This window comes from Peribacillus frigoritolerans, from assembly GCF_004358755.1.
In the GTDB taxonomy this organism is placed as follows: domain Bacteria; phylum Bacillota; class Bacilli; order Bacillales; family Bacillaceae; genus Bacillus_P.
The window spans coordinates 259,568-278,864 of the sequence record NZ_SMZY01000004.1; the positions used below are offsets into that span (position 1 = coordinate 259,568).

At 43.4% G+C, this 19,297-nt stretch carries 16 protein-coding genes; 7 read left to right on the plus strand and 9 right to left on the minus strand.

The annotated features are described in order from the left end of the window. The first annotated feature begins 139 nt into the window (after window positions 1–139). The gene (locus E2R53_RS18965) at window positions 140–658 is read left to right on the plus strand and encodes an acyl-CoA thioesterase (RefSeq protein ID WP_133313321.1); all 519 of its coding nucleotides are present in this window, start codon (window positions 140–142) and stop codon (window positions 656–658) included. 11 nt (window positions 659–669) lie between these two features. Then, the gene (locus E2R53_RS18970; protein WP_286166304.1) at window positions 670–1,044 is read left to right on the plus strand and encodes a hypothetical protein; all 375 of its coding nucleotides are present in this window, start codon (window positions 670–672) and stop codon (window positions 1,042–1,044) included. 246 nt (window positions 1,045–1,290) lie between these two features. On the opposite strand, the gene E2R53_RS18975 is transcribed toward E2R53_RS18970, so the two are convergent. Both E2R53_RS18975 and abc-f read right to left on the minus strand, forming a co-directional pair. Next, window positions 1,291–1,731 (minus strand): cell wall hydrolase, encoded by a 441-nt coding sequence (locus E2R53_RS18975; RefSeq protein ID WP_133313322.1) that lies wholly within the window; start codon window positions 1,729–1,731, stop codon window positions 1,291–1,293. Between the two features lie 136 nt (window positions 1,732–1,867). Further along, window positions 1,868–3,766 (minus strand): ribosomal protection-like ABC-F family protein, encoded by a 1,899-nt coding sequence (gene abc-f, locus E2R53_RS18980; RefSeq protein WP_133313323.1) that lies wholly within the window; start codon window positions 3,764–3,766, stop codon window positions 1,868–1,870. A 959-nt stretch (window positions 3,767–4,725) separates the two neighbouring features. Between abc-f and E2R53_RS18985 the strand changes: the two genes are divergently transcribed. Next, on the plus strand, window positions 4,726–6,213 hold the full coding sequence (locus E2R53_RS18985) for a DHA2 family efflux MFS transporter permease subunit (protein ID WP_286166305.1): 1,488 nt from the start codon (window positions 4,726–4,728) through the stop codon (window positions 6,211–6,213). A 382-nt stretch (window positions 6,214–6,595) separates the two neighbouring features. Continuing rightward, window positions 6,596–8,935: an RNA polymerase recycling motor HelD gene (gene helD / locus E2R53_RS18990; protein ID WP_133313324.1), complete on the plus strand. Its 2,340-nt coding sequence runs from the start codon at window positions 6,596–6,598 to the stop codon at window positions 8,933–8,935. Between the two features lie 63 nt (window positions 8,936–8,998). On the opposite strand, the gene E2R53_RS18995 is transcribed toward helD, so the two are convergent. Then, complete coding sequence (locus E2R53_RS18995) at window positions 8,999–9,394, minus strand: VOC family protein (RefSeq protein ID WP_133313325.1); 396 nt, start codon at window positions 9,392–9,394, stop codon at window positions 8,999–9,001. 919 nt (window positions 9,395–10,313) lie between these two features. Here E2R53_RS18995 and E2R53_RS19005 point away from each other — a divergent pair. Both E2R53_RS19005 and E2R53_RS19010 read left to right on the plus strand, forming a co-directional pair. Then, window positions 10,314–10,523: a YuzF family protein gene (locus E2R53_RS19005; RefSeq protein ID WP_070879510.1), complete on the plus strand. Its 210-nt coding sequence runs from the start codon at window positions 10,314–10,316 to the stop codon at window positions 10,521–10,523. Between the two features lie 24 nt (window positions 10,524–10,547). Continuing rightward, a complete protein-coding gene (locus E2R53_RS19010; RefSeq protein WP_133313326.1) occupies window positions 10,548–11,438 on the plus strand; it encodes a manganese catalase family protein in 891 nt (296 codons plus the stop codon). A 447-nt stretch (window positions 11,439–11,885) separates the two neighbouring features. Here E2R53_RS19010 and E2R53_RS19015 read toward each other — a convergent pair whose 3' ends face one another. Next, entirely contained in the window at window positions 11,886–12,350 is a 465-nt protein-coding gene (locus E2R53_RS19015) for a phage tail protein (protein WP_133313327.1), read from the minus strand. An 18-nt stretch (window positions 12,351–12,368) separates the two neighbouring features. Then, window positions 12,369–12,848, minus strand: a complete 480-nt coding sequence (locus tag E2R53_RS19020) for a GyrI-like domain-containing protein (RefSeq protein ID WP_133313328.1) — start codon at window positions 12,846–12,848, stop codon at window positions 12,369–12,371. A 106-nt stretch (window positions 12,849–12,954) separates the two neighbouring features. Between E2R53_RS19020 and E2R53_RS19025 the strand changes: the two genes are divergently transcribed. After that, window positions 12,955–13,917 carry a helix-turn-helix transcriptional regulator gene (locus tag E2R53_RS19025; RefSeq protein WP_133313329.1) on the plus strand — a complete coding sequence of 321 codons (963 nt, stop codon included), beginning with the start codon at window positions 12,955–12,957 and terminating at the stop codon, window positions 13,915–13,917. A gap of 219 nt (window positions 13,918–14,136) precedes the next feature. On the opposite strand, the gene E2R53_RS19030 is transcribed toward E2R53_RS19025, so the two are convergent. From E2R53_RS19030 to gatB, 4 genes are all read right to left on the minus strand, one after another. Beyond that, window positions 14,137–15,144, minus strand: coding sequence for a tRNA dihydrouridine synthase (locus E2R53_RS19030; protein ID WP_165971039.1), 1,008 nt, complete (start codon window positions 15,142–15,144; stop codon window positions 14,137–14,139). A gap of 166 nt (window positions 15,145–15,310) precedes the next feature. Beyond that, window positions 15,311–16,690: a 23S rRNA (uracil(1939)-C(5))-methyltransferase RlmD gene (gene rlmD / locus E2R53_RS19035; RefSeq protein ID WP_133313331.1), complete on the minus strand. Its 1,380-nt coding sequence runs from the start codon at window positions 16,688–16,690 to the stop codon at window positions 15,311–15,313. Window positions 16,691–16,773: 83 nt separating this feature from the next. Continuing rightward, a complete protein-coding gene (locus E2R53_RS19040) occupies window positions 16,774–17,685 on the minus strand; it encodes a diacylglycerol kinase (RefSeq protein WP_133313332.1) in 912 nt (303 codons plus the stop codon). Between the two features lie 174 nt (window positions 17,686–17,859). Beyond that, complete coding sequence (gene gatB / locus E2R53_RS19045; RefSeq protein ID WP_133313333.1) at window positions 17,860–19,290, minus strand: Asp-tRNA(Asn)/Glu-tRNA(Gln) amidotransferase subunit GatB; 1,431 nt, start codon at window positions 19,288–19,290, stop codon at window positions 17,860–17,862. Window positions 19,291–19,297: the final 7 nt, after the last annotated feature.

Below are 19,297 nucleotides of genomic sequence, written 5' to 3' on the forward strand. Positions count from 1 at the left end.
AGCTATGCTTCGGATAAAATATAACCATTTTACTTACAATCGAGCGCGGCGTACACTTGTTTTAGGTAAAAAAAAAACCTTTAATCACGTGGATATAGTATTTACTAACTAGCATCCATTCATGAAAGGAAGCATTTTAATGGAAGCAAAAAAAGCAAAAGAAAGCCGCATTATTAATACAGCTCAAGTATTATCATGCGATTTAAATAACTATAATACACTGTTTGGCGGAGTTTTGATGAAAAAGCTCGATGACGCCGCAACTTTATCAGCCCGCAGACATTCTCGAGTGAAAGAATGCGTAACGGCATCTACTGACCATATCGATTTCTTATGCCCTATTCATCAAACAGATTCCGTCTGTGTCGAATCGTTTGTAACCTACACAGGGAAAAGCTCAATGGAGATCTTTTGTAAGGTGATTGCCGAAGATATGATGAATGGCGAGCGCCGAATTGCTGCTACAGCATTTCTGACTTTTGTAGCCTTAGATGAAAATAAACGGCCTGTAGAAGTTCCGAGTATCATTCCTGAAACAGAAGAAGAAGCATTTCTTTACGAAACAGGGAAAGAAAGAGCAGAAATGCGCAAATTAAGAAGACAGAAAAGTAAAGAATTAGCTGCGTATATTTCATTGGATAAACCTTGGGATAATTAAGAGGAGGAAGTATGATGATCACTTTATCTAGTATTGATGAATTGAAAGATACTAAAGAAGCCCTTGAGAAGTTAAAAAAAGACTATCCAGACCTTTTTGAAAAATTGTTGGATATGGTTTTTCTTACTCGTGCCTTTCAATTTAAATACCATTACCTGGGATGTTTAATTATGAATGAAGATCCTGGTGCATATACCCCGAAATTTGCATATGGATCGGTTTTAGAATTGTATAAAAAAGAATTGCAAAAATTAAAAAATGACCTTGATTTCCCAGTACTGAAACAAACTTTTTCTGAATACAGAAATACAGGTTACTCAAAAATCAGTCAATTAATACTTGGCATGACACCTGAATCATTGGTAGGCGCTTCTATTATTAAGTAATATGACTAAAAATGTTAAAAAGCAGGAATCATAATTCAGACGAAAAAAAGGGTACGAAATTGCACAGCAATTTGTACCCTTTTTTTGTTGAAAACGAGCTTTAATGTGCACATTGTAAGGTGTTTTGCAGATGTGAAATAACTTCATGTATACTACCCTTAATGCATATTAAACTAACGTACTGAGCACCTGAAAATTTTGTTTTTTGGCATCGCAGGTAATTTTACAGGAAAAATCAGAATAAACTTATCCAGAATAAACATTATCACATGTCCCTGCTTTAGGCTCATAAAAGCAATGTTTTTTAAATTGACCCGAAAAAGGCTGATCATACCATGTTGGAGGACATGGAGCATATGGATTAAAATACCATAGAGCAAATTTTGCCGGATGCTCTCTCCAAAAATCCAAATTCTTTTTTGCTAATCTTTTTTCAACCGATCTCGCTCTATTATAAAATACATTTCCTTTTTGAACTGCTTCAAAAGAGTAATTCCCTCCCTGCACTTGATAAATGACTTGTGGAATGGTTCTCAAGTTTTTAAAGTCTATACAATTTCCTCTAAGGCGATTCACAATGACATTTCCAACATATAACATCCCTTGTTGTCCTTCACCTTCGGCTTCCGCTCTCATCATCCTGGCCATTAAGGCAACGTCTGAATCTGTGTATTGTACTCTTGGCATTTTTTCACCCCAAAAATATAGTATGAACAATAGCTCATATTGATGTCATTGTTAATAAAATAATGAAAGATGAGCCTGAATCCAGACGTACATTCATCCTGATTAAAAAATTGATCTGTGTACTTCATTCTTTTTCTTACTCAAGGCCGACCCATTCCTCCAGCGCCTCATCGAGCTGCTTGCTCATTATCACTTTCAGCTCGTACATGCTGCTAAGTTCTTCATACTCAAGTTCATCTGTCATAGCTGCCTCGAGCGCGCCCAGCTCCTTTTCAAGACGTTCGATCTTGGCCAGCGCCTTAGCCTTTAAGTTCTCATCAGTTACAGTTTCCACTCTCTGTCTCTTGCTTTTCACCATTTGCGGTTCAGCGATCTGCTTTGCTTTCTCCCGCTTATACTCATCATAATTTCCAAGGTAGCTTTTAAATGCACAGTCCTCCAGCGCAACGATTCGCTGGCTGATCTTATTAATAAAATACCGGTCATGCGAGATAAAGAAAATCGTCCCTGCGAACTCTTCCAGCGCTTCTTCAAGGGTCTCAATCGAATCAATATCCAGGTGATTCGTCGGCTCATCCAGGATCAATAAATTAACATCCTGGAAAAGCAGCATCCCAAGCTTGAGCCTGATTCGCTCTCCCCCTGACAAGTGCTTTACCTTCTTGAAGACCGTATTTTTGTAAAACATGAATTTGGCCAGATACTCCCGCGCCTTGCCCTCCGGAATTGAGATATCCTCCCTGAAGCATTCCAGCACCGTCTGATCTTCGTTTTTAAATGTAATTTTCTGCGGCAAATAGGCGGCCATGACGTTGGCACCTGCTTCAACCGTACCGGCATCCGGCTGCTCTTCTCCCAACAGCATTTTTAAAAAGGTTGTTTTCCCGCTGCCGTTCCCGCCGATAAGACCCACTCGCTCCCCGTAGCGAATCATCAACTCAGCGTCCTTAAACAGTACTTTATCCGCATAACTTTTCGAGAGACCGGCCGCTTTGATCGTTTCATTTCCGGAACGTTCGGCCTGCTTGAAGTTCAGCCTCATATTCCGCCTTTCAAAGACCGGTTTATCAATCCGTTCCATCTTCGCAAGCTTTTTCTGAATGCTCGCAGCCCGTTTGAAGAACTTGTTGTTGTCAGCCCGAATCGCCCAGTCTCTGAGATCCTTTACGGTACTTTCCATGGAATTAATTTTCTTTTGCTGCTCCCGAAAATGCTCAAATTGAATCCGCATGTTTTCTTTTTTTTGACTCACAAACGAGGAATAGTTCCCCTTATACGTGATGGATTCCATGTCCTCAATCTCCACGATTTTTGTCACAACATGGTCCAGAAAATAACGGTCATGGGAGACGATGATGACAATCCCTTTGTAGCCCTTCAAATAGCCTTCAAGCCATTCAAGCGAATCCATATCCAAATGGTTCGTCGGTTCATCCAGCAGCAAAATGTCCGGATCATGCACCAGCAGCTTCCCAAGCATGACCGTCGTTTTCTCCCCGCCGCTAAGCAAATCAAAGTCCTGATTCAAAAAAGCATCGTTGAATTTCAGCCCCGTGCACACCTTCCCAAGCTTCTCCTGAATCTCATAGCCGCCCTCCCCTTCATACATTTGGACAAGCTCGCTGTATTTCATCAGGGCCTTCTCAAGGGCAGTATCCGTTAGTGTCTGCATCTGCTCCTCTAAGTCGCGCATCTGTTTCTCAATCGCATGAACATCCTCAAACGCCATGTTCAGCACATCAATCACCTTCAGCCCCTCAGGAAACGACGGCATCTGTTCAAGATACGCCATCGTCGCTCCACTCGGCCGGTGGATAAGCCCCTCATCATACCCGGGACTCGACGTCTGCGGATACCCCGGATAATAATGCATCTTCTCAAGTCCCGCAATCAGCTTCAGAACCGTACTTTTGCCGCTTCCGTTGGCTCCGACAATCCCAACTTTATCTCCAGCATACACCTCAAAGCTGATATCCCTCAGCACAAGCGTAGCCTCCATATATTTCTTAACACCCTGTAACGTCAACTCAAACACAAAATCCCCTTCTTTCATGATTATGTGAGTTACGCCGTCTATGGACAGGGCAAAGAAGACAGCTACTATTCATTTTTTATATGCAAAAAGGCCGCAAGAAGATGTCTCTTCTTACAGCCTAAAATCGTCCGTGATTATGATTCAGGTAAACTCAAATAAGCAGGCGTCTGCAAAAAAAATTACAAAACATGCCTGTATCAGCGTTGCTGTTTAAACAAACAGCCAACCCGCATCATCTCAATTTTAGAAAAGTAAGCGATCCTCTACATTGCCAACATTCCATAAAGAGCATAACCAAATAAACCTGTTAATCAGGCAAATTTTTATACTCGTTATAAAATTCGTATGAATTTTATCTGGACATGAATTAGCAATAAGATGGCATCATATGGTTACTTTCCTCCTTTGAGATTTGTTTTATTGTCTCATTTTTAGATAAATATGTAAATATTTTTCAGCAAATGATTTTAAAACATTAAAAAAATTCATAAAAGGCTATTAATGCTAATTTTAGAACTGCTATACACTCCACATGGACTGATTAAGAATTATCTGTATATATGATCTTCTGATAATCCAACCAATTATCCTTTTGTGGTTTGCCTTTTTTTGTTCATTTGCAAAATAGTTTCTGCTTTCTATCCCGCTCAAACCTGCTTTCTTTCGTTCGCTGGTAAAATAAACTCTTTCCTTTTCCCACGCTTTTCTTCATTTTCGAAAAAAACCTTTTCCACTTGAATAAACCACTTCTTGCCCGCTAAAATAATTTTTAATTTAAATCCCCAATTTCCTCTGTTTCATCATTGGCAGAGGAATCTTTTATGTGGTACTATAAACGCGAATATTTGTTCTGTGTTTGGCAATAATAAATGAATATGGACGGAAAGCAGGCTGATACTTTCCCAACGTTGATGCAGCAATCTGTTAGGTATGCATTTTGAAAAGAAAGGAGAAAGACGTTGAAAAATCAAAATGAATCGGCTCAAAACGCAGGAACATTCGGAAGCAAAGAAAACTTTTTACTGGTCATAATTATGATTCTGGGTGTGTTTGTAGCCATTTTAAATGAAACACTTCTTAATGTTGCCTTAACCAAAATTATGGATGACTTCGGAATTGAGCCGAGCACGGCGCAATGGCTGACTACTGGTTATCTCCTTGTTATCGGTGTCCTTATCCCGGTCACCGCTTATTTGATTCAGCGGTTCACGACAAGAACCCTGTTCCTTGGAGCTATGGGATTGTTTACGGTTGGGACATTTGTAGCGGCTATCTCACCAGGAATAGAAATGCTTTTATTCGGAAGGCTGCTTCAGGCAGCGGGTACCGGACTGCTCTTTCCCTTACTAACTAATGTGGTATTCTCAATCGTTCCTATAGAAAAAAGGGGTTCGGCAATGGGGACCATTGGAATTGTCATTACGTTTGCTCCCGCGATTGGACCCACGCTATCAGGAATCATTGTACAGCATTTCAGCTGGCGGGTTCTTTTTTACGGGGTTCTGCCGATCGCACTGTTAGTGATTATCTTTGCATTTATGAAGCTTAAAAATGTGACGGAGACAAGTAAACCAAAGATCGATCCGCTTTCGCTTCTCCTTTCAACCTTAGGATTCGGCGGGATTGTGTACGGATTCAGCAGTTCCGGTGAAGGACAGGGTGGCTGGTCGAGCTATGAAGTTCTTATTCCGCTAATAATCGGCGTTGTTGCTTTAGCTATGTTTACTTGGAGGCAATTGACGATTACACAGCCGCTGCTGGATTTACGGACATTTAAATACACCATTTTCAGGATGTCAACGGTCATTATGATGATTATCATGATGGCAATGTTTTCCGCGATGATGCTGCTGCCGATTTTTCTCCAGAATGCGCTAGGCTACAGTCCGTTGAAGGCAGGCTTGGTCATGCTGCCGGGCGGAATTGTCATGGGAATCATGTCACCCATTACCGGCCGGTTATTTGATAAATTTGGTGCCAAGTGGCTTGCGCTTATCGGGCTTGGGCTGGTCGCGAATACGTTGTGGCAATTCGCCTTCATCACAGTGTCAACCTCCTACAGCACGATTATGATTTTTAATACGCTGTTAATGCTTGGGATTTCAATGGTCATGATGCCAATTATGACCAACGCTTTGAACGAACTGCCGCCTCCCTTATATCCGCATGGCACGGCCATTATCAGTACGCTCCAACAGGTTGCCGGCGCAGTCGGGACAGCATTGCTTGTCTCTATCATGACCAATGGTTCTGCTCGTTTTATGGAAAGTACGCTGATTAAGGAAGACGCGGCTACCTTACAAATTCTAGCTATGATTTCCGGCATGAAAAGTGCATTCTTGTTTGCATTCGGACTAGTTGCCATCGCATGGATCGTTTCATTGTTTATCAAACGGGCTGTGCCTGAAGAACAGAGTTTGAAAATGAAGCAAGGTACTGCGAACTGACAAAGAAGTAACTTATTATCAGGGCAGGCAATCTATGGTTTTATTCCCTGGCAAAACAACAAGGGTTTGGCCCTTTTTAAACGATCCTTATATGAAATAAAAAGGCCTTTCATATTGACCTGAGAAATCTGCAAGAGAATGACATATTAAAACAAGGCGGGCAAAGTTAATCCTTTGCCCGCCTTGTTTTAATATGTATTAGTAAAAACCGTCAATTTCATTGTTAAAGTATACATTGATAAAAACGGGAAGCTGTGATATATTACTATAGAAATACATTTTTAGTATATAATAATATAAAATTATCCCTATTATAATCTTACAACAAAACTTCTCTTCAGTCAACCCTTATTTTTCAATTTTTTTTAAAGGAGTGCTTTGAATGAATAATGACCTTCGGCAGGAGCAGGAACGATTGGATCAGGTGACCGGGACCATTTCGGAGCAGATCGGCAAGCTCGAGGATGAAGCCGGCCGGCGCCGGAGTGAAGTGGTCCATATTCAAAGGCACTTTTGGGATGAGGTCAAGGTAAACACTGATACGTTTGACGACTATCTTGAGACAATCATCGGCTTAAGGCAGCAGGCGCAGGCGCTGACTGTAAGCCAGAGCACCCACAGGCATGCCAAAAGCCGGCTGTCTGTCCTGCAGCGTATGCAAAAAACGCCTTATTTTGGACGTATCGATTTCACGGAAGAAGGAACTCAGGAAGCTGAAAGAGTCTATATCGGCATCTCAACGCTTACAGATTCAAGCGGCGAGGATTTTCTGATTTATGACTGGCGCGCTCCGGTTTCGAGTGTCTACTACGATTATCCGCCCGGTCCTGCTGAATACACGACTCCAGGAGGCGTGATCAGAGGCAATCTGGAGAAAAAGTGGCAATATATCATCCGCGGAGGCGTTGTCGAATCGATGTTCGATACGAGTCTTACCATTGGAGACGAGATTTTAAAGCAGGTGCTTGGTAAAGGGACAGACAAACATATGCACAGCATCGTGGCCACCATTCAGCAGGAGCAAAACCGGATTATCCGGCATGTATCGGGCAGACTGCTGATTGTCCAGGGAGCTGCAGGCAGTGGCAAGACATCGGCTGCTATGCAGCGGATCGCTTACTTGCTCTACAAGTACCGGGATCGTCTGAAGGCTGATCAGATCATTCTCTTCTCTCCTAACTCGATGTTTAACAGCTACGTATCCAACGTCCTGCCTGAGCTTGGCGAAGAAAACATGCAGCAGGTTACGTTCCAGGAATATTTGTACCACCGGCTTAGCGGCTCCTTTAAAGTCGAGGATCCTTATGAGCAATTGGAATATGTGCTGACTGCGGCAGATGACCCTGCCCACCGGACAAGGACTGCAAGCATCCGATTCAAGGCATCAGCACTGTTTTTCGAGACAGTAAAAGCATACAGCCAATCGCTTGAAGAATCCGGCATGATATTTAAGGGGATTAAATTCAGAGGAAAACCATTCGTCTCCGCCAAACAAATTGAAGATAGATTTTACAGCACCGATACCTCTATCCGCTTTTCCAACAGAATTGAGAAGCTTCAGGAATGGCTGAGTGGAAAAATCGATGAAATGGAAAAAGCCGAGCTATTGAAGCCGTGGGTACAGGAAGAAATTGAGCTCCTCAGCAAAGATGAGTATCAAAAGGCTTTTGCCTACTTAGAGAAAAAACAGGGTTCGGAAGACACGCTTGATGATTACGAAAAAGAGATCAAGGTGCTCGGCCGGATGGTTGTCCGCAAGAAGCTGAAGCCGCTCCGGAAATGGGTGCAGGCGCTTCGTTTCGTCGACTTTACAGCCATCTATAGGCAGCTTTTTTCAAACCCGGCGAGCATCAACAGGTGGATTAAGGCGAAAACACCTGAGGAGTGGAAGGATATTTGCCAGATGACCATGAACATGCTTGATGAAGGAAAACTGTTTTATGAAGATGCTCCGCCATTTTTATATTTGAAAGAGCAGATTCAGGGATTTCAGACAAATACCTCGATTAAGCACGTCCTTGTAGACGAGGCACAGGATTATTCTCCTTTCCAATTCGAGTTTTTGAAACGTTTATTTCCTTCGGCAAAGATGACCGTGCTCGGGGACTTTAACCAGGCAATCTTCGTTCATGCTAGCGAAATGTCCGATTTCCACCCGCTTACCGGCTTATACGGACCCGATGAAACAGAAGCAATTCTCTTAAACCGAAGCTACAGATCCACTAAACCGATAACCGAATTCACTCGGAGACTCGTACCTAACGGCGAACAGATTGCCTCTTTCGAACGCGACGGCGAGATGCCTGTTCTGACACAGGTATCCGACCGTGCAGAGCTGCGCCGCCGCATCGCTTCCAAAGTCGCAGACTTTCAGAAGCGAGGGTACCATTCGATTGCAATCATCTGCAAATGCGCTGCCGAAAGCAGCGAGGCCTTCAATGCATTGGGAAACATCGAAGACATTAAGCTTGTAAAAAGCGGCTCAGTTGAATACGAGCAGGGCATCGTTGTCATCCCAGCCTATCTGGCTAAAGGCATCGAATTCGACGCCGTCATCATTTATGACGCATCCGCGCAAGTATACGGCGATGAGAGCCTCCGCAGATTGTTCTACACCGCTTGCACCCGGGCGCTGCATCACTTGCAGCTGTACAGTGTTGGTGAACCGTGTGCTTTTTTGCAGGAGGCATCGAGGGAGAGTTTGATTCAGGGTTCAACTTAAAGGAATAGTAAAAAAGGAAGGAGAGGCATACATTCTGCCCTTCCTTCCTTTTTATCATGAATCCTATTTCGCATTCACATCAGGCTGATGAATCCCAAAGATATTGCCTTCGGTATCAAGGTAGTACCCTTGCCACGCCATTCCGGGCAGCGCATATTTCGGCAATGCCACCTTGCCGCCATGCTCGATAATTTTTGCTTCCGTTACATCGTAATTTTCCACTCCCATTGTACAGGAAAACCCGTTTAACGGCTGGTTTGGTTCTGGAGAAGGACCTTGTCTCTGCATCAAAGCCCCATTGACTCCCGGTTCATTCTCGTCGCCTGTCACTGCTCCGAAGTAAGGCAGACCTGCATAATCACTCCAATCCTGAAATGTCCATCCGAATACCTCTCCATAAAACTTCTTTGCGCGTTCCATGTCGTTTACGTGAATTTCAAAGTGAACTAATCTGCCCATGAGTACCTCCCATATGCAATAATTTATGGTGATTTTCATAATACTTCTTTATAGTAAATCAATCTCTTACCCAAGTTCAATGTTTGGCCCCATTTTCTTACAGAAGTCTTGCGTATTTTTATTTAAGGCTCCTGTTATACGTAACACATAAGTATCGTTTATATCATCATAAAGATAAAAACACCTGCTGCCTAAAGGGTAATCAACCTTTAAATCCTACATATAATCTCAATGAAAAAAAGCAGGAACCTTTTAATGGTTTCTGCTTCATAATTTAAAACGAGCTTTGTCGCACATTCCGCATGTGTAGACTTCTGGTCACTACTTCAATTGACCATATAAGGGTTAGAAAAACGGTAATGGTAAGATCCTTGTTTTACTTCACCTAATTTTAATGAATAAAGTTATGTAGCAACTCCGGCGTTATATCATTTATATTTATAAGCTACTTCAGCTAGTTGGTGACAGAGTAGTAGCATAAAGAAACATACTGCCACCCATTCCATCTAATGATTGAAAGCGCTGAGATGTCTAAAGTTTGATATTCATGTAAATTGGCAAGTGGATAAACGGTAAGCTACTGATAAAAAAGGCGGATATGATTTTGTGAAAACTCACAACAATGAAAGATGTCTCGTAAATATTTTCCTTGTTCAAGTTTAAAGCATCTTCTAAAGCACGGAATGAAGCCATCGAGTGGGCTGAGAGCAAATGCCGCTAATCAGCGCGCCAACGGATTAATCACGATTCTCTTACTCAACCTTCACCACCTTTGTCGTGTCATAGCTAATGAACGGCGCCATGGCATCCGGAGAACCAAACTGAGCATAAAAGAGTCCAATTGAACAATTGTTTTTCAGTCTTTTTTCATATCGAGAAACATATACTCATTAAGAATGACTTTAGAAGGAGGATCTAAATGACAAACAACAACCTGTTAAGCTTTTATGATCCCTATGTTTATCAGACATTAACAACCATTGTTGGTAAAATGGTTACTGTTCAAACCATAAGAGGCAGCGTTCGTGGCTCCTTGAAAAATGTAATGCCAGATCACATTGTTGTCGAATCTAACGAAACTCCCTTTTTTATTCGTACCCAGCAAATTATTTGGGTTTTTCCTGGTTAACAAAAAGGAAGTGGAGGGGAAATAATGTTTAAAAGAATAAATAAATTGGCAATTGAACTTCCTATACCCGCACACGGCGATATGAATGCAGCAGCAGCAGTACAAGAGCTCTTGGGCGGCAAGTTTGGGGAGATGTCTACCTTAAATAACTATATGTTTCAGTCTTTTAACTTCAGAAATAAAAAAAAGCTAAAACCATTCTATGAGTTAGTGGCAAGCATTACAGCAGAAGAATTTGGTCATGTAGAACTTGTTTCTAATACGATTAATTTGTTATCGGTAGGGAATACTTTTCCAGGGGATCCAGATATCACTCCACTTCAAAATGGGAAGGATGCGAGAAACACCCACCATTTTATTTCTACAGCTCAAACGGCTATACCAGGTGATTCAATGGGAAGACCTTGGACTGGTGATAATGTTTTTAATAGCGGAAATCTGGTTTTAGATTTAACACATAACTTTTTTCTGGAAATTGGTGCACGTACACATAAAATGAGAGTTTATGAGATGACTGATCACCCAGTTGCAAGAACCATGATTGGGTATTTGCTTGTTCGTGGAGGAACACATATCCTCGCCTATGCGAAAGCAATCGAAATTGCTACAGGGGTAGACTTGACGAAAATGCTTCCAATTCCAAATCTTGATAACTCAAAATTTGATTATGCCAAACCGTTCATAGAAAAAGGCTTAAGCAATGTGCTATTCACATGGAGCGAAACAGAATACAGGGATATCGGAATGATTTGGAAAGGAACAAATCCGGAAAATGGGCAACCGCTTGAAGTGAAAATTGGTACTCCTGAAGGCGGACCAATTCCAGACTTAGAGGATTTACCTGAAGAATTTGCTCCTGGTATTACTAAGGACGATTATGAATTAATCAAAAAACGTCTAATGGAAAATTTATAATGGATTTTTTGCAGGAAAAATATAATAAAACTTGGATTTGTTTAGCGAACGGAAACAGCCACTGTTCGCTATTTTCATTTATACTTCAACAATCCAAGTTGACACTTAAATAGAATCAGTTTGAAGTCGTCTTATGAAAATTTTCCCTTGTTTTTTTATTATTCTTGGAAACTTAACTCACTAGAAGACGATAGAAAATTTTACTTTTTACGCTGGCAGCAAAGATGTCAGTTATGTTAGTCTCTGTAGTTCATGACCATAAATATGAGCCTCCCCAATCAGGAAAGGCCCTCTACTCACTGTTACCTCTTTATTTATCTTTACTTACAAGCAGCGAAAAGCACTCCACATGCCTTAAGTGTTTGCAGCAATACTGGCGGTATGCTGTGAATTTATTTATCTTCCTGTTCAATAAAATTGTTTTCCGTTCCACTGTACATCTCTGCCTTAATATTCTCCTTTGATGACAAAAAACGAGCCCCTGATGGTTCCAGCGAGTTTAGACTTCTGTCTGGCAAACTTAAACTTGCCTTCTAACTCCTTTGGTATCTCCATTCCCTCAGAAAGCTTAAAGCCCACTGCCCGTTTCTTCTGATCATCAACGGTATACATGACGTTAACCGCGAGACCATCCTCGTAAAAGACGTAGGCAAATTTAATATTTGCCACTTGAAACCTAGACGTTTCCAACGGTTTGGCCGCAAACTCGATATCACGTTCTTCCTTTAAAATCCGGTTCACATAATCGAGTGTCCCCTGGCTTTCGCTCGCTGGTACAACCGCAAATTCGTGTTTGAATTTGTTCATAAAGTAACGGGATTCATTTGCCCGTAAACCAGCAAGCGCTCCTGCTGCAGGCGAAGACTCTAAACCAGCCGCAGACACATTTTTAAAATCAACGATACAGGACATTGCCATCCCTCCTTTTGATTATTTCCTGACAACAGGAATCCACATTTCACCATAGATCATGCCGTTTCGATGCTCCATCTCAACACTTGCATTTGGTCCGCCAACATAGGCAACATCCTTTGCTTCTGGAAGGACTTGACCAAAGCCAACAGCAGCAAGCTGGTTATTCAAATCATCAGCTGACTTTCCTTCGCCTTTAACCACCACGTATTCCCCTTTAGGAAATTGAATCACTCTCGCTTCTTCTGGTGCAGGTTCCTCTGTCATGACGCCTGCATAATGCATCATTTTGTTATTTACCGCTTCGTTCACAGCAAAAACATAGTCATTGGCGGCCATGGATTTTAAAGTATCCAGCCTTCCATCTTGGCTGACGGCTTGCCAAAATTCGAACTTTTCCCTGTGTATGCCTGCATAGTCTGTATAATCGCTTTTTAGCTCAGTTCCAAGACCGATTACGGTAAAGCCTTCTTTTTCTTCCAGTGTATAATTTGCCATTTCCCATACCTCTTTTCTGCATTTTTCAATGATTTGTATTATTGTCTTGCTAGGTTTATCATAGTCTTAAATCATGTCAAAAAACGATACTGTTTAGGAGCCCCTCATGAAAAAAGTTGAACGGATCAACATCATCATGCGATATATTAACAACCGCGCCCGCTTTACCATTTCTGAAATCATGCAGGAGTTTAACATTTCCCGCTCGACAGCCATTAGAGATATTAGAGAAATTGAGGCCATGGGGATGCCGCTTGTGGCTGAGGTTGGAAGAGATGGGGGTTATTTTGTCATGCACAACTCCGTCCTGCCCGATGTACGCTTTACCAACAATGAGGTCAAAGCACTGTTTATTGCCTTTATGGCCACAAGAAACCAGCAGCTTCCCTACCTGAAGAGCCGTCAGTCTTTAGCTGAAAAATTACTTGGCCTCCTATCCAAAAACCAGCAGGATGATCTTGTTCTTCTAAATCAAATCCTGCTTTTTGAAGGGACCAATCCCCACAACCCCGACCTGCTTGATCTGTCTGACCTCCCACATCCCATGTTAGAAACACTCATCCAAACCCTACTTACAGGCAGCTATTTATTTATTTCCATTAAAGAAGAGAAGGAAACAATGTCATATCCTATTTATATCCTGCACCTTTATCGTGAAAAAAGCGCATGGCTGATTGAAGGCTTTGACTTAAAAGAAGAAAAAAAGAAGATCATTCCTGTCGACCATCTCACAGATGTCAAACCCTACCCAGCGAAAAAAAGAGTCAGCAAGAAAAAGATCTTAGAAAAGCTAAGTAAGCAGGAACAAGCCGTCAACCTTGTCCTTGAGCTTGGCCCAAGCGCAATTGCCCAGTTCAAAAAATACCACCCTTTTAAAATTTCACTCTCCTATACGAATCCATACCAAACCACAGCCATTTTAAAGACTTTTATCAATGTGAATAAGGTTAAAGAACTGACCGAAATAACCAATTGGCTGCTTTTTCTAGGTTCAGATGTCAAGGTCAGGCAAATGCCAGAGGAAGTCTTCGAGGTTTTACATGAGAGATTACACTTGTATCGATCATAGGAGTACTTTAGGCTAATGGAGAAACGTAAAAAGGCAACGTCTCATAAGAGATAGTTGCCTTTTTTTCAAAATCATCTGTGCCACACACCACACCAAATATCTGGTGTGCTGTCGGGTATATTACATTCTTAGGAACTTGTTCACTTGATTAAAAAAAGGTGCCGGCTGCAAAAGAACATAATGCTGAATAAAATAACTAAAAATGAGTTGATGTGTTCTCTAACTTTTTGAGAATGACATCATTTCACTGTCCCGTCCCATCCCATCAACATTCTTTCCAAAGTTATCAAGCATTGCCCTCACTTCATCCGTCGATTTCGTGTTCATCAATTGATTCCGCAGTTCAGCAGCGCCAGGGAATCCTTTGACATAGATTTTGAAAAAGCGGTGCAGCCCTGTGACGGAGCGCGGCACTTCTTCTGCATATTGATCCTGAAGATCAAGCTGCAGTCTCAGAAGGTCTAGGTATTCTTTGCTGCTGTGTTCTTTTGGCTCTTTTTCAAAAGCAAACGGATTTTTAAAGATCCCCCGCCCGATCATGACTCCGTCAATTCCATATTGTTCTGCAAGCTGCAGCCCGGTTTGGCGGTCGGGGATGTCGCCGTTGATGGTCAGCATCGTGTCTGGTGCGATGCGGTCACGCAGTTTTTTGATTTCCGGGATGAGCTCCCAATGCGCATCGACTTGGCTCATTTCGTCTCTTGTGCGCAAGTGAATGGAAAGGTTCGCAATGTCCTGTTTCAGGATATGCCCAAGCCACTCCTCCCACTCGTCTACCTTCTTAAAGCCAAGTCTTGTTTTCACGCTGACAGGCAGTCCGCCTGCTTTTGCTGCCTGAATGAGTTCTGCCGCGACGTCCGGACGGAGAATCAGGCCGCTGCCTTTTCCTCTTGATGCCACGTTCGGGACAGGACAGCCCATATTAATATCAATTCCTTTAAAACCCATCTCCGCCATACCAATGCTCATTTGACGGAAATAGTCGGGGTTATCTCCCCATATATGTGCCACCATTGGGTGTTCATCTTCTGTAAACGTCAATCGGCCGCGCACACTTTTCAAGCCCTCTGGATGACAATAGCTGTCCGAATTTGTAAATTCGGTGAAAAATACATCCGGACGGCCGGCTGCACTGACTACGTGACGGAAAACAACATCTGTCACGTCCTCCATTGGGGCAAGTACGAAAAATGGCTTCGGCAGATCACGCCAAAAATTACTGGTCATGTCAAACTCAAATCCTCTCACTGTCAAACTTCCGGTAAAAAATATTCTTTTACACTTATATCATGTTTCCTGCCTGATTATCAATCTCTGCTTATTTATAAATTTTTGGAAAACCAAATAAAAAAGCAGTTGGCATAGAATGTTTCTATCTCAGCTGCTTTTTCTATTAGACCAATTTTAAAGACGCGACCGCTTCACAATGTGTCGTGTGTGGAAACATATCCACCGGCTGGACTTCCACTGTTGCATATCCGCCGTCCTCAAGCACTTTTAAATCACGTGCAAGAGTTGCTGGATTACAGCTAACATACACAACCTTCTTCGGTTTCATATCCAAAATCGTTTGCAGCAAGGCTTCATCGCACCCTTTACGAGGCGGATCAACCACAATCACATCTGCTGCGTTTCCTTCTTCATACCACTTCGGAATGACAACTTCAGCTTCACCGACTGCAAACTCAGCATTTTCAATACCGTTCAATACTGCATTGCGTTTGGCATCTTCAATGGCCTCAGGAACGATCTCCACACCGAAAACTTTCTTAGCCTTTTGAGCTAAGAACAAAGAGATTGTCCCAATGCCACAGTACGCATCGATAACTGATTCTTCACCGCTCAAGTCTGCATACTCCAGCGCTTTATCATAAAGAACCTTCGTCTGCTCAGGGTTTACCTGATAGAAAGATCTGGCCGATATCGCGAACTTGATGTCCCCGATGTAGTCGTAGATGTATTCTTCTCCCCAGAGCACGGTTGTTTGGTCGCCGAAGATGACGTTTGTGCGTTTTGGGTTGATGTTTTGGACGATGGACTTGATGGCTGGGAATTGGGATGTGATGTCGTCGATGATGGCTTTTTTGTTTGGGAAATCGGGTGTTCGGGTGATGAAGACGACCATCATTTCCTTTGTGACAATGCCGTAGCGGACCATGATATGGCGGAGCCAGCCTTTGTTTTTCTTTTCATCGTAGGCTCGGATGCCGTGACGGTTTGCGATTGTCTTGATGGCTGCGACGACTTCATCGTTTTCGCTTTGCTGGATGAGGCATTGCTCCATGTCGATGATTTCGTGGGAGCGCTGCTGGTAGAAGCCGGCTACTAGTCCGCCTTCGCGTTCTCCGACTGGCACCTGCGCCTTGTTGCGGTAGTTCCATGGATCCTCCATGCCAAGTGTCGGGTGTACGGTGACGTTGTCTAAGTTCAGCTTGCCGATTCTTGTTAGTACTTCTTTTACTTGTTTCTGTTTAAAATCGAGCTGGCCTTGGTAGCTTAAGTGCTGAAGCTGGCAGCCGCCGCATTGTTTATAGATCGGGCATGGGGCATCGGTGCGCTGTGCGCTTTCTTCGTGCAGCTCGACCAGGCGTCCGAATGCGTAGCCTTTATTTATTTTTGTGACTTTGATTTGGCCTTTTTCGTTTGGAAGGGCGTTAGGAACGAAAATTGGGTAGCCTTCGATCTTCGCAACGCCTGATCCGTCGTGTGTCAGGTCTTCAAAGGTCACGTCGTAGTATTCGTTTTTTTGTACGGGCGGGGTCACCTTAGTCATAGATATCTTCCTTTATGGTTTACTGATTTTTTTCATTTTAACATACTGCAGACATAAGAAAAACTTGGCGCTGGGCCAAGTTTCTATTCGTCCATGGACTGGGCTTTTGCAAGCGGCATGAGGACGTCGATGTGTCGGTACATGTTGACGAATTCGCCCGGCAGATCGCCGCCGTATTCGCCGTCTAGATTTAATTGCATTTTTTGAGCGGATATGACCTTCACTCGGTTTGCAGTTGTGTAGATGATGTTGCTGTCGCTGATATGTTCACCGCGGAGGGCAAGGCTTGCGACCCGGATGAAGTCGGCAAGGTTTGCTTTTTTCAAGATCAGCAGGTCGAACATGCCGTCGTTCAGCTTGCTGTCTGGCGCAAGCTTTTCAAAGCCTCCGACAGAGTTTGTGAGTGATACGAGGAACAGCATGATTTCGCCTTTGAACAGCTTTCCGTCGTATTCAATTTCTACTTCTGCCGGACGAATGGAAGGCAGCATTTCGATGCCTTTCAGGTAGTAAGCGAGCTGGCCAAGTACGGTTTTCAGCTTGCTTGGGACTTCGTATGTGAGTTCAGTGAGACGTCCGCCGCCTGCGATGTTGACGAAGTAGTGGCCGTTGACGCGTCCGATGTCGATCGCTCTTGCTTCGCCTGCAAGGATGGAGTCTACTGCTGTTAAGATATTGTCGCGCGGGATTCCGATCGCACGCGCAAAGTCGTTGGTTGTTCCAACGGGAATTACGCCAAGCTGAGGTCTTTTTTCAAGGTCTGCAAGGCCGTTTACAACTTCATTTACGGTGCCGTCTCCGCCTGCTGCAATGACAAGGTCAAAGCCTCGTTCGCCTGCGTCTCTCGCTGCCTGGATGGCGTCGCCTTCGCAGGTTGTTGCGTGGCATGACGTTTCGTAGCCGGCTATTTCAAATTTCTGAAGAACTTCAGGTAATTGTTTTTTAAAGGCTTCGCGCCCTGATGTTGGATTATAGATTATTCTTGCTCTTTTCATTTTCCCCATCATCCTAAGTTAGAATGTATTTCCATGATTTGTTGTATCTAACAAACCATCAATTATACTACACCTTTTTTGTTAGATACGCAAACCCTAGAACTAGTATAGCCAAAGCCGGATAAAAACAACGGCGCCATACGTGATGTTCACTCGCGGCGCCGTCTCTTGGTTTTATCGTTTATGAATTTCCTCTAGTAAAAGTTTGTTGACCATCGGCGGGTTCGCCTGGCCTTTTGTTGCTTTCATGATTTGACCGACAAGGAAGCCGATTGCTTTTTGTTTGCCGCTTTTGAAGTCCTCGATGGATTGCGGATTCGCATCCAGTGATTCGTTCACGATTTTGCGGAGCGTGCCTTCGTCAGAGATTTGGACAAGTCCTTGATCCTTAACGATTTGTTCGGCATTGCCGCCTTTTTCAATCAGCTCTTTGAACACTTTTTTCGCGATTTTCGTTGAAATTGTGCCGTTTTCGATGAGCTTAATCATGCCTGCAAGTCCTTCTGGTGTAAGAGCTGCATCCTGAAGCTCTTTGCCTTCAGCATTTAAGTAGCCGCTCACTTCACCCATCAGCCAGTTGGAAGCCTGCTTAGCGTCTGCTTCTTTTGCCACTGTCGCTTCAAAGAAATCGGACATTTCTTTTGTCAGAGTAAGGACCTGTGCATCATAAGATGGCAGGCCAAGCTCTTCGACGTAGCGCTTTTGACGCTGATCCGGAAGCTCAGGAATCGTTGAACGAATGCGCTCTTTCCACTCGTCATCAATGTAGAGCGACACAAGGTCCGGCTCCGGGAAGTAGCGGTAGTCGTCAGATCCTTCTTTTACGCGCATCAAGAGTGTTTTTCCCGTTGCTTCGTCAAAGCGGCGTGTTTCCTGCTCGATGATGCCGCCTGATAAAAGAACTTCCTCCTGGCGCTTCACTTCATGCTCAAGGCCTCTGCGGACAAAGTTGAACGAGTTCAGGTTTTTCAGCTCTGCTTTTGTCCCGAATTTCTCTTGGCCGACCGGGCGAAGGGAGATGTTGGCGTCACAGCGGAGTGAGCCTTCTTCCATCTTACAGTCTGATACGCCTGTGTATTGAATGATCGCTTTCAGCTTTTCGAGATAAGCGTAAGCCTCATCAGGTGTACGGATGTCCGGCTCTGATACGATCTCGATCAGCGGTGTTCCCTGGCGGTTGTAATCACAAAGAGAATAACCGTCGCCTGTATGTGTCAGCTTGCCAGCATCTTCTTCTAAATGAAGGCGGGTAATGCCGATTCGTTTCTTGTAGCCGTTCACTTCAATATCAATCCAGCCGTGCTCGCCGATTGGCTTATCAAACTGGGAAATCTGGTAAGCTTTCGGGTTGTCCGGGTAAAAATAGTTCTTGCGGTCGAACTTCGTATCTGTCGCAACTTCACAGTTCAAAGCCATTGCAGCTTTCATGGCGAAATCAACGGCTTCTTTGTTCAGTACCGGCAGAACGCCTGGATAGCCAAGCTCAATCACGCTTGTGTTTGTATTTGGATCAGCGCCGAAATGGTTCGGTGCGCTTGAGAAAATTTTCGATTCTGTTTTTAATTCAACGTGGACTTCAAGTCCAATGACCGTTTCAAAGTTCATGATTTCC

Coding starts and splice junctions, on each gene's coding strand:
- E2R53_RS18970 (WP_286166304.1), top strand. CDS start 670: ATGATGATCACTTTATCTAGTATTGATGAATTGAAAGATACTAAAGAA.
- E2R53_RS18975 (WP_133313322.1), bottom strand. CDS start 1,731: ATGCCAAGAGTACAATACACAGATTCAGACGTTGCCTTAATGGCCAGG.
- gatB (WP_133313333.1), bottom strand. CDS start 19,290: ATGAACTTTGAAACGGTCATTGGACTTGAAGTCCACGTTGAATTAAAA.
- helD (WP_133313324.1), top strand. CDS start 6,596: ATGAATAATGACCTTCGGCAGGAGCAGGAACGATTGGATCAGGTGACC.
- E2R53_RS18995 (WP_133313325.1), bottom strand. CDS start 9,394: ATGGGCAGATTAGTTCACTTTGAAATTCACGTAAACGACATGGAACGC.
- E2R53_RS18965 (WP_133313321.1), top strand. CDS start 140: ATGGAAGCAAAAAAAGCAAAAGAAAGCCGCATTATTAATACAGCTCAA.
- E2R53_RS19025 (WP_133313329.1), top strand. CDS start 12,955: ATGAAAAAAGTTGAACGGATCAACATCATCATGCGATATATTAACAAC.
- E2R53_RS19005 (WP_070879510.1), top strand. CDS start 10,314: ATGACAAACAACAACCTGTTAAGCTTTTATGATCCCTATGTTTATCAG.
- E2R53_RS19040 (WP_133313332.1), bottom strand. CDS start 17,685: ATGAAAAGAGCAAGAATAATCTATAATCCAACATCAGGGCGCGAAGCC.
- rlmD (WP_133313331.1), bottom strand. CDS start 16,690: ATGACTAAGGTGACCCCGCCCGTACAAAAAAACGAATACTACGACGTG.
- E2R53_RS19020 (WP_133313328.1), bottom strand. CDS start 12,848: ATGGCAAATTATACACTGGAAGAAAAAGAAGGCTTTACCGTAATCGGT.
- E2R53_RS19015 (WP_133313327.1), bottom strand. CDS start 12,350: ATGTCCTGTATCGTTGATTTTAAAAATGTGTCTGCGGCTGGTTTAGAG.
- E2R53_RS19030 (WP_165971039.1), bottom strand. CDS start 15,144: ATGACCAGTAATTTTTGGCGTGATCTGCCGAAGCCATTTTTCGTACTT.
- E2R53_RS19010 (WP_133313326.1), top strand. CDS start 10,548: ATGTTTAAAAGAATAAATAAATTGGCAATTGAACTTCCTATACCCGCA.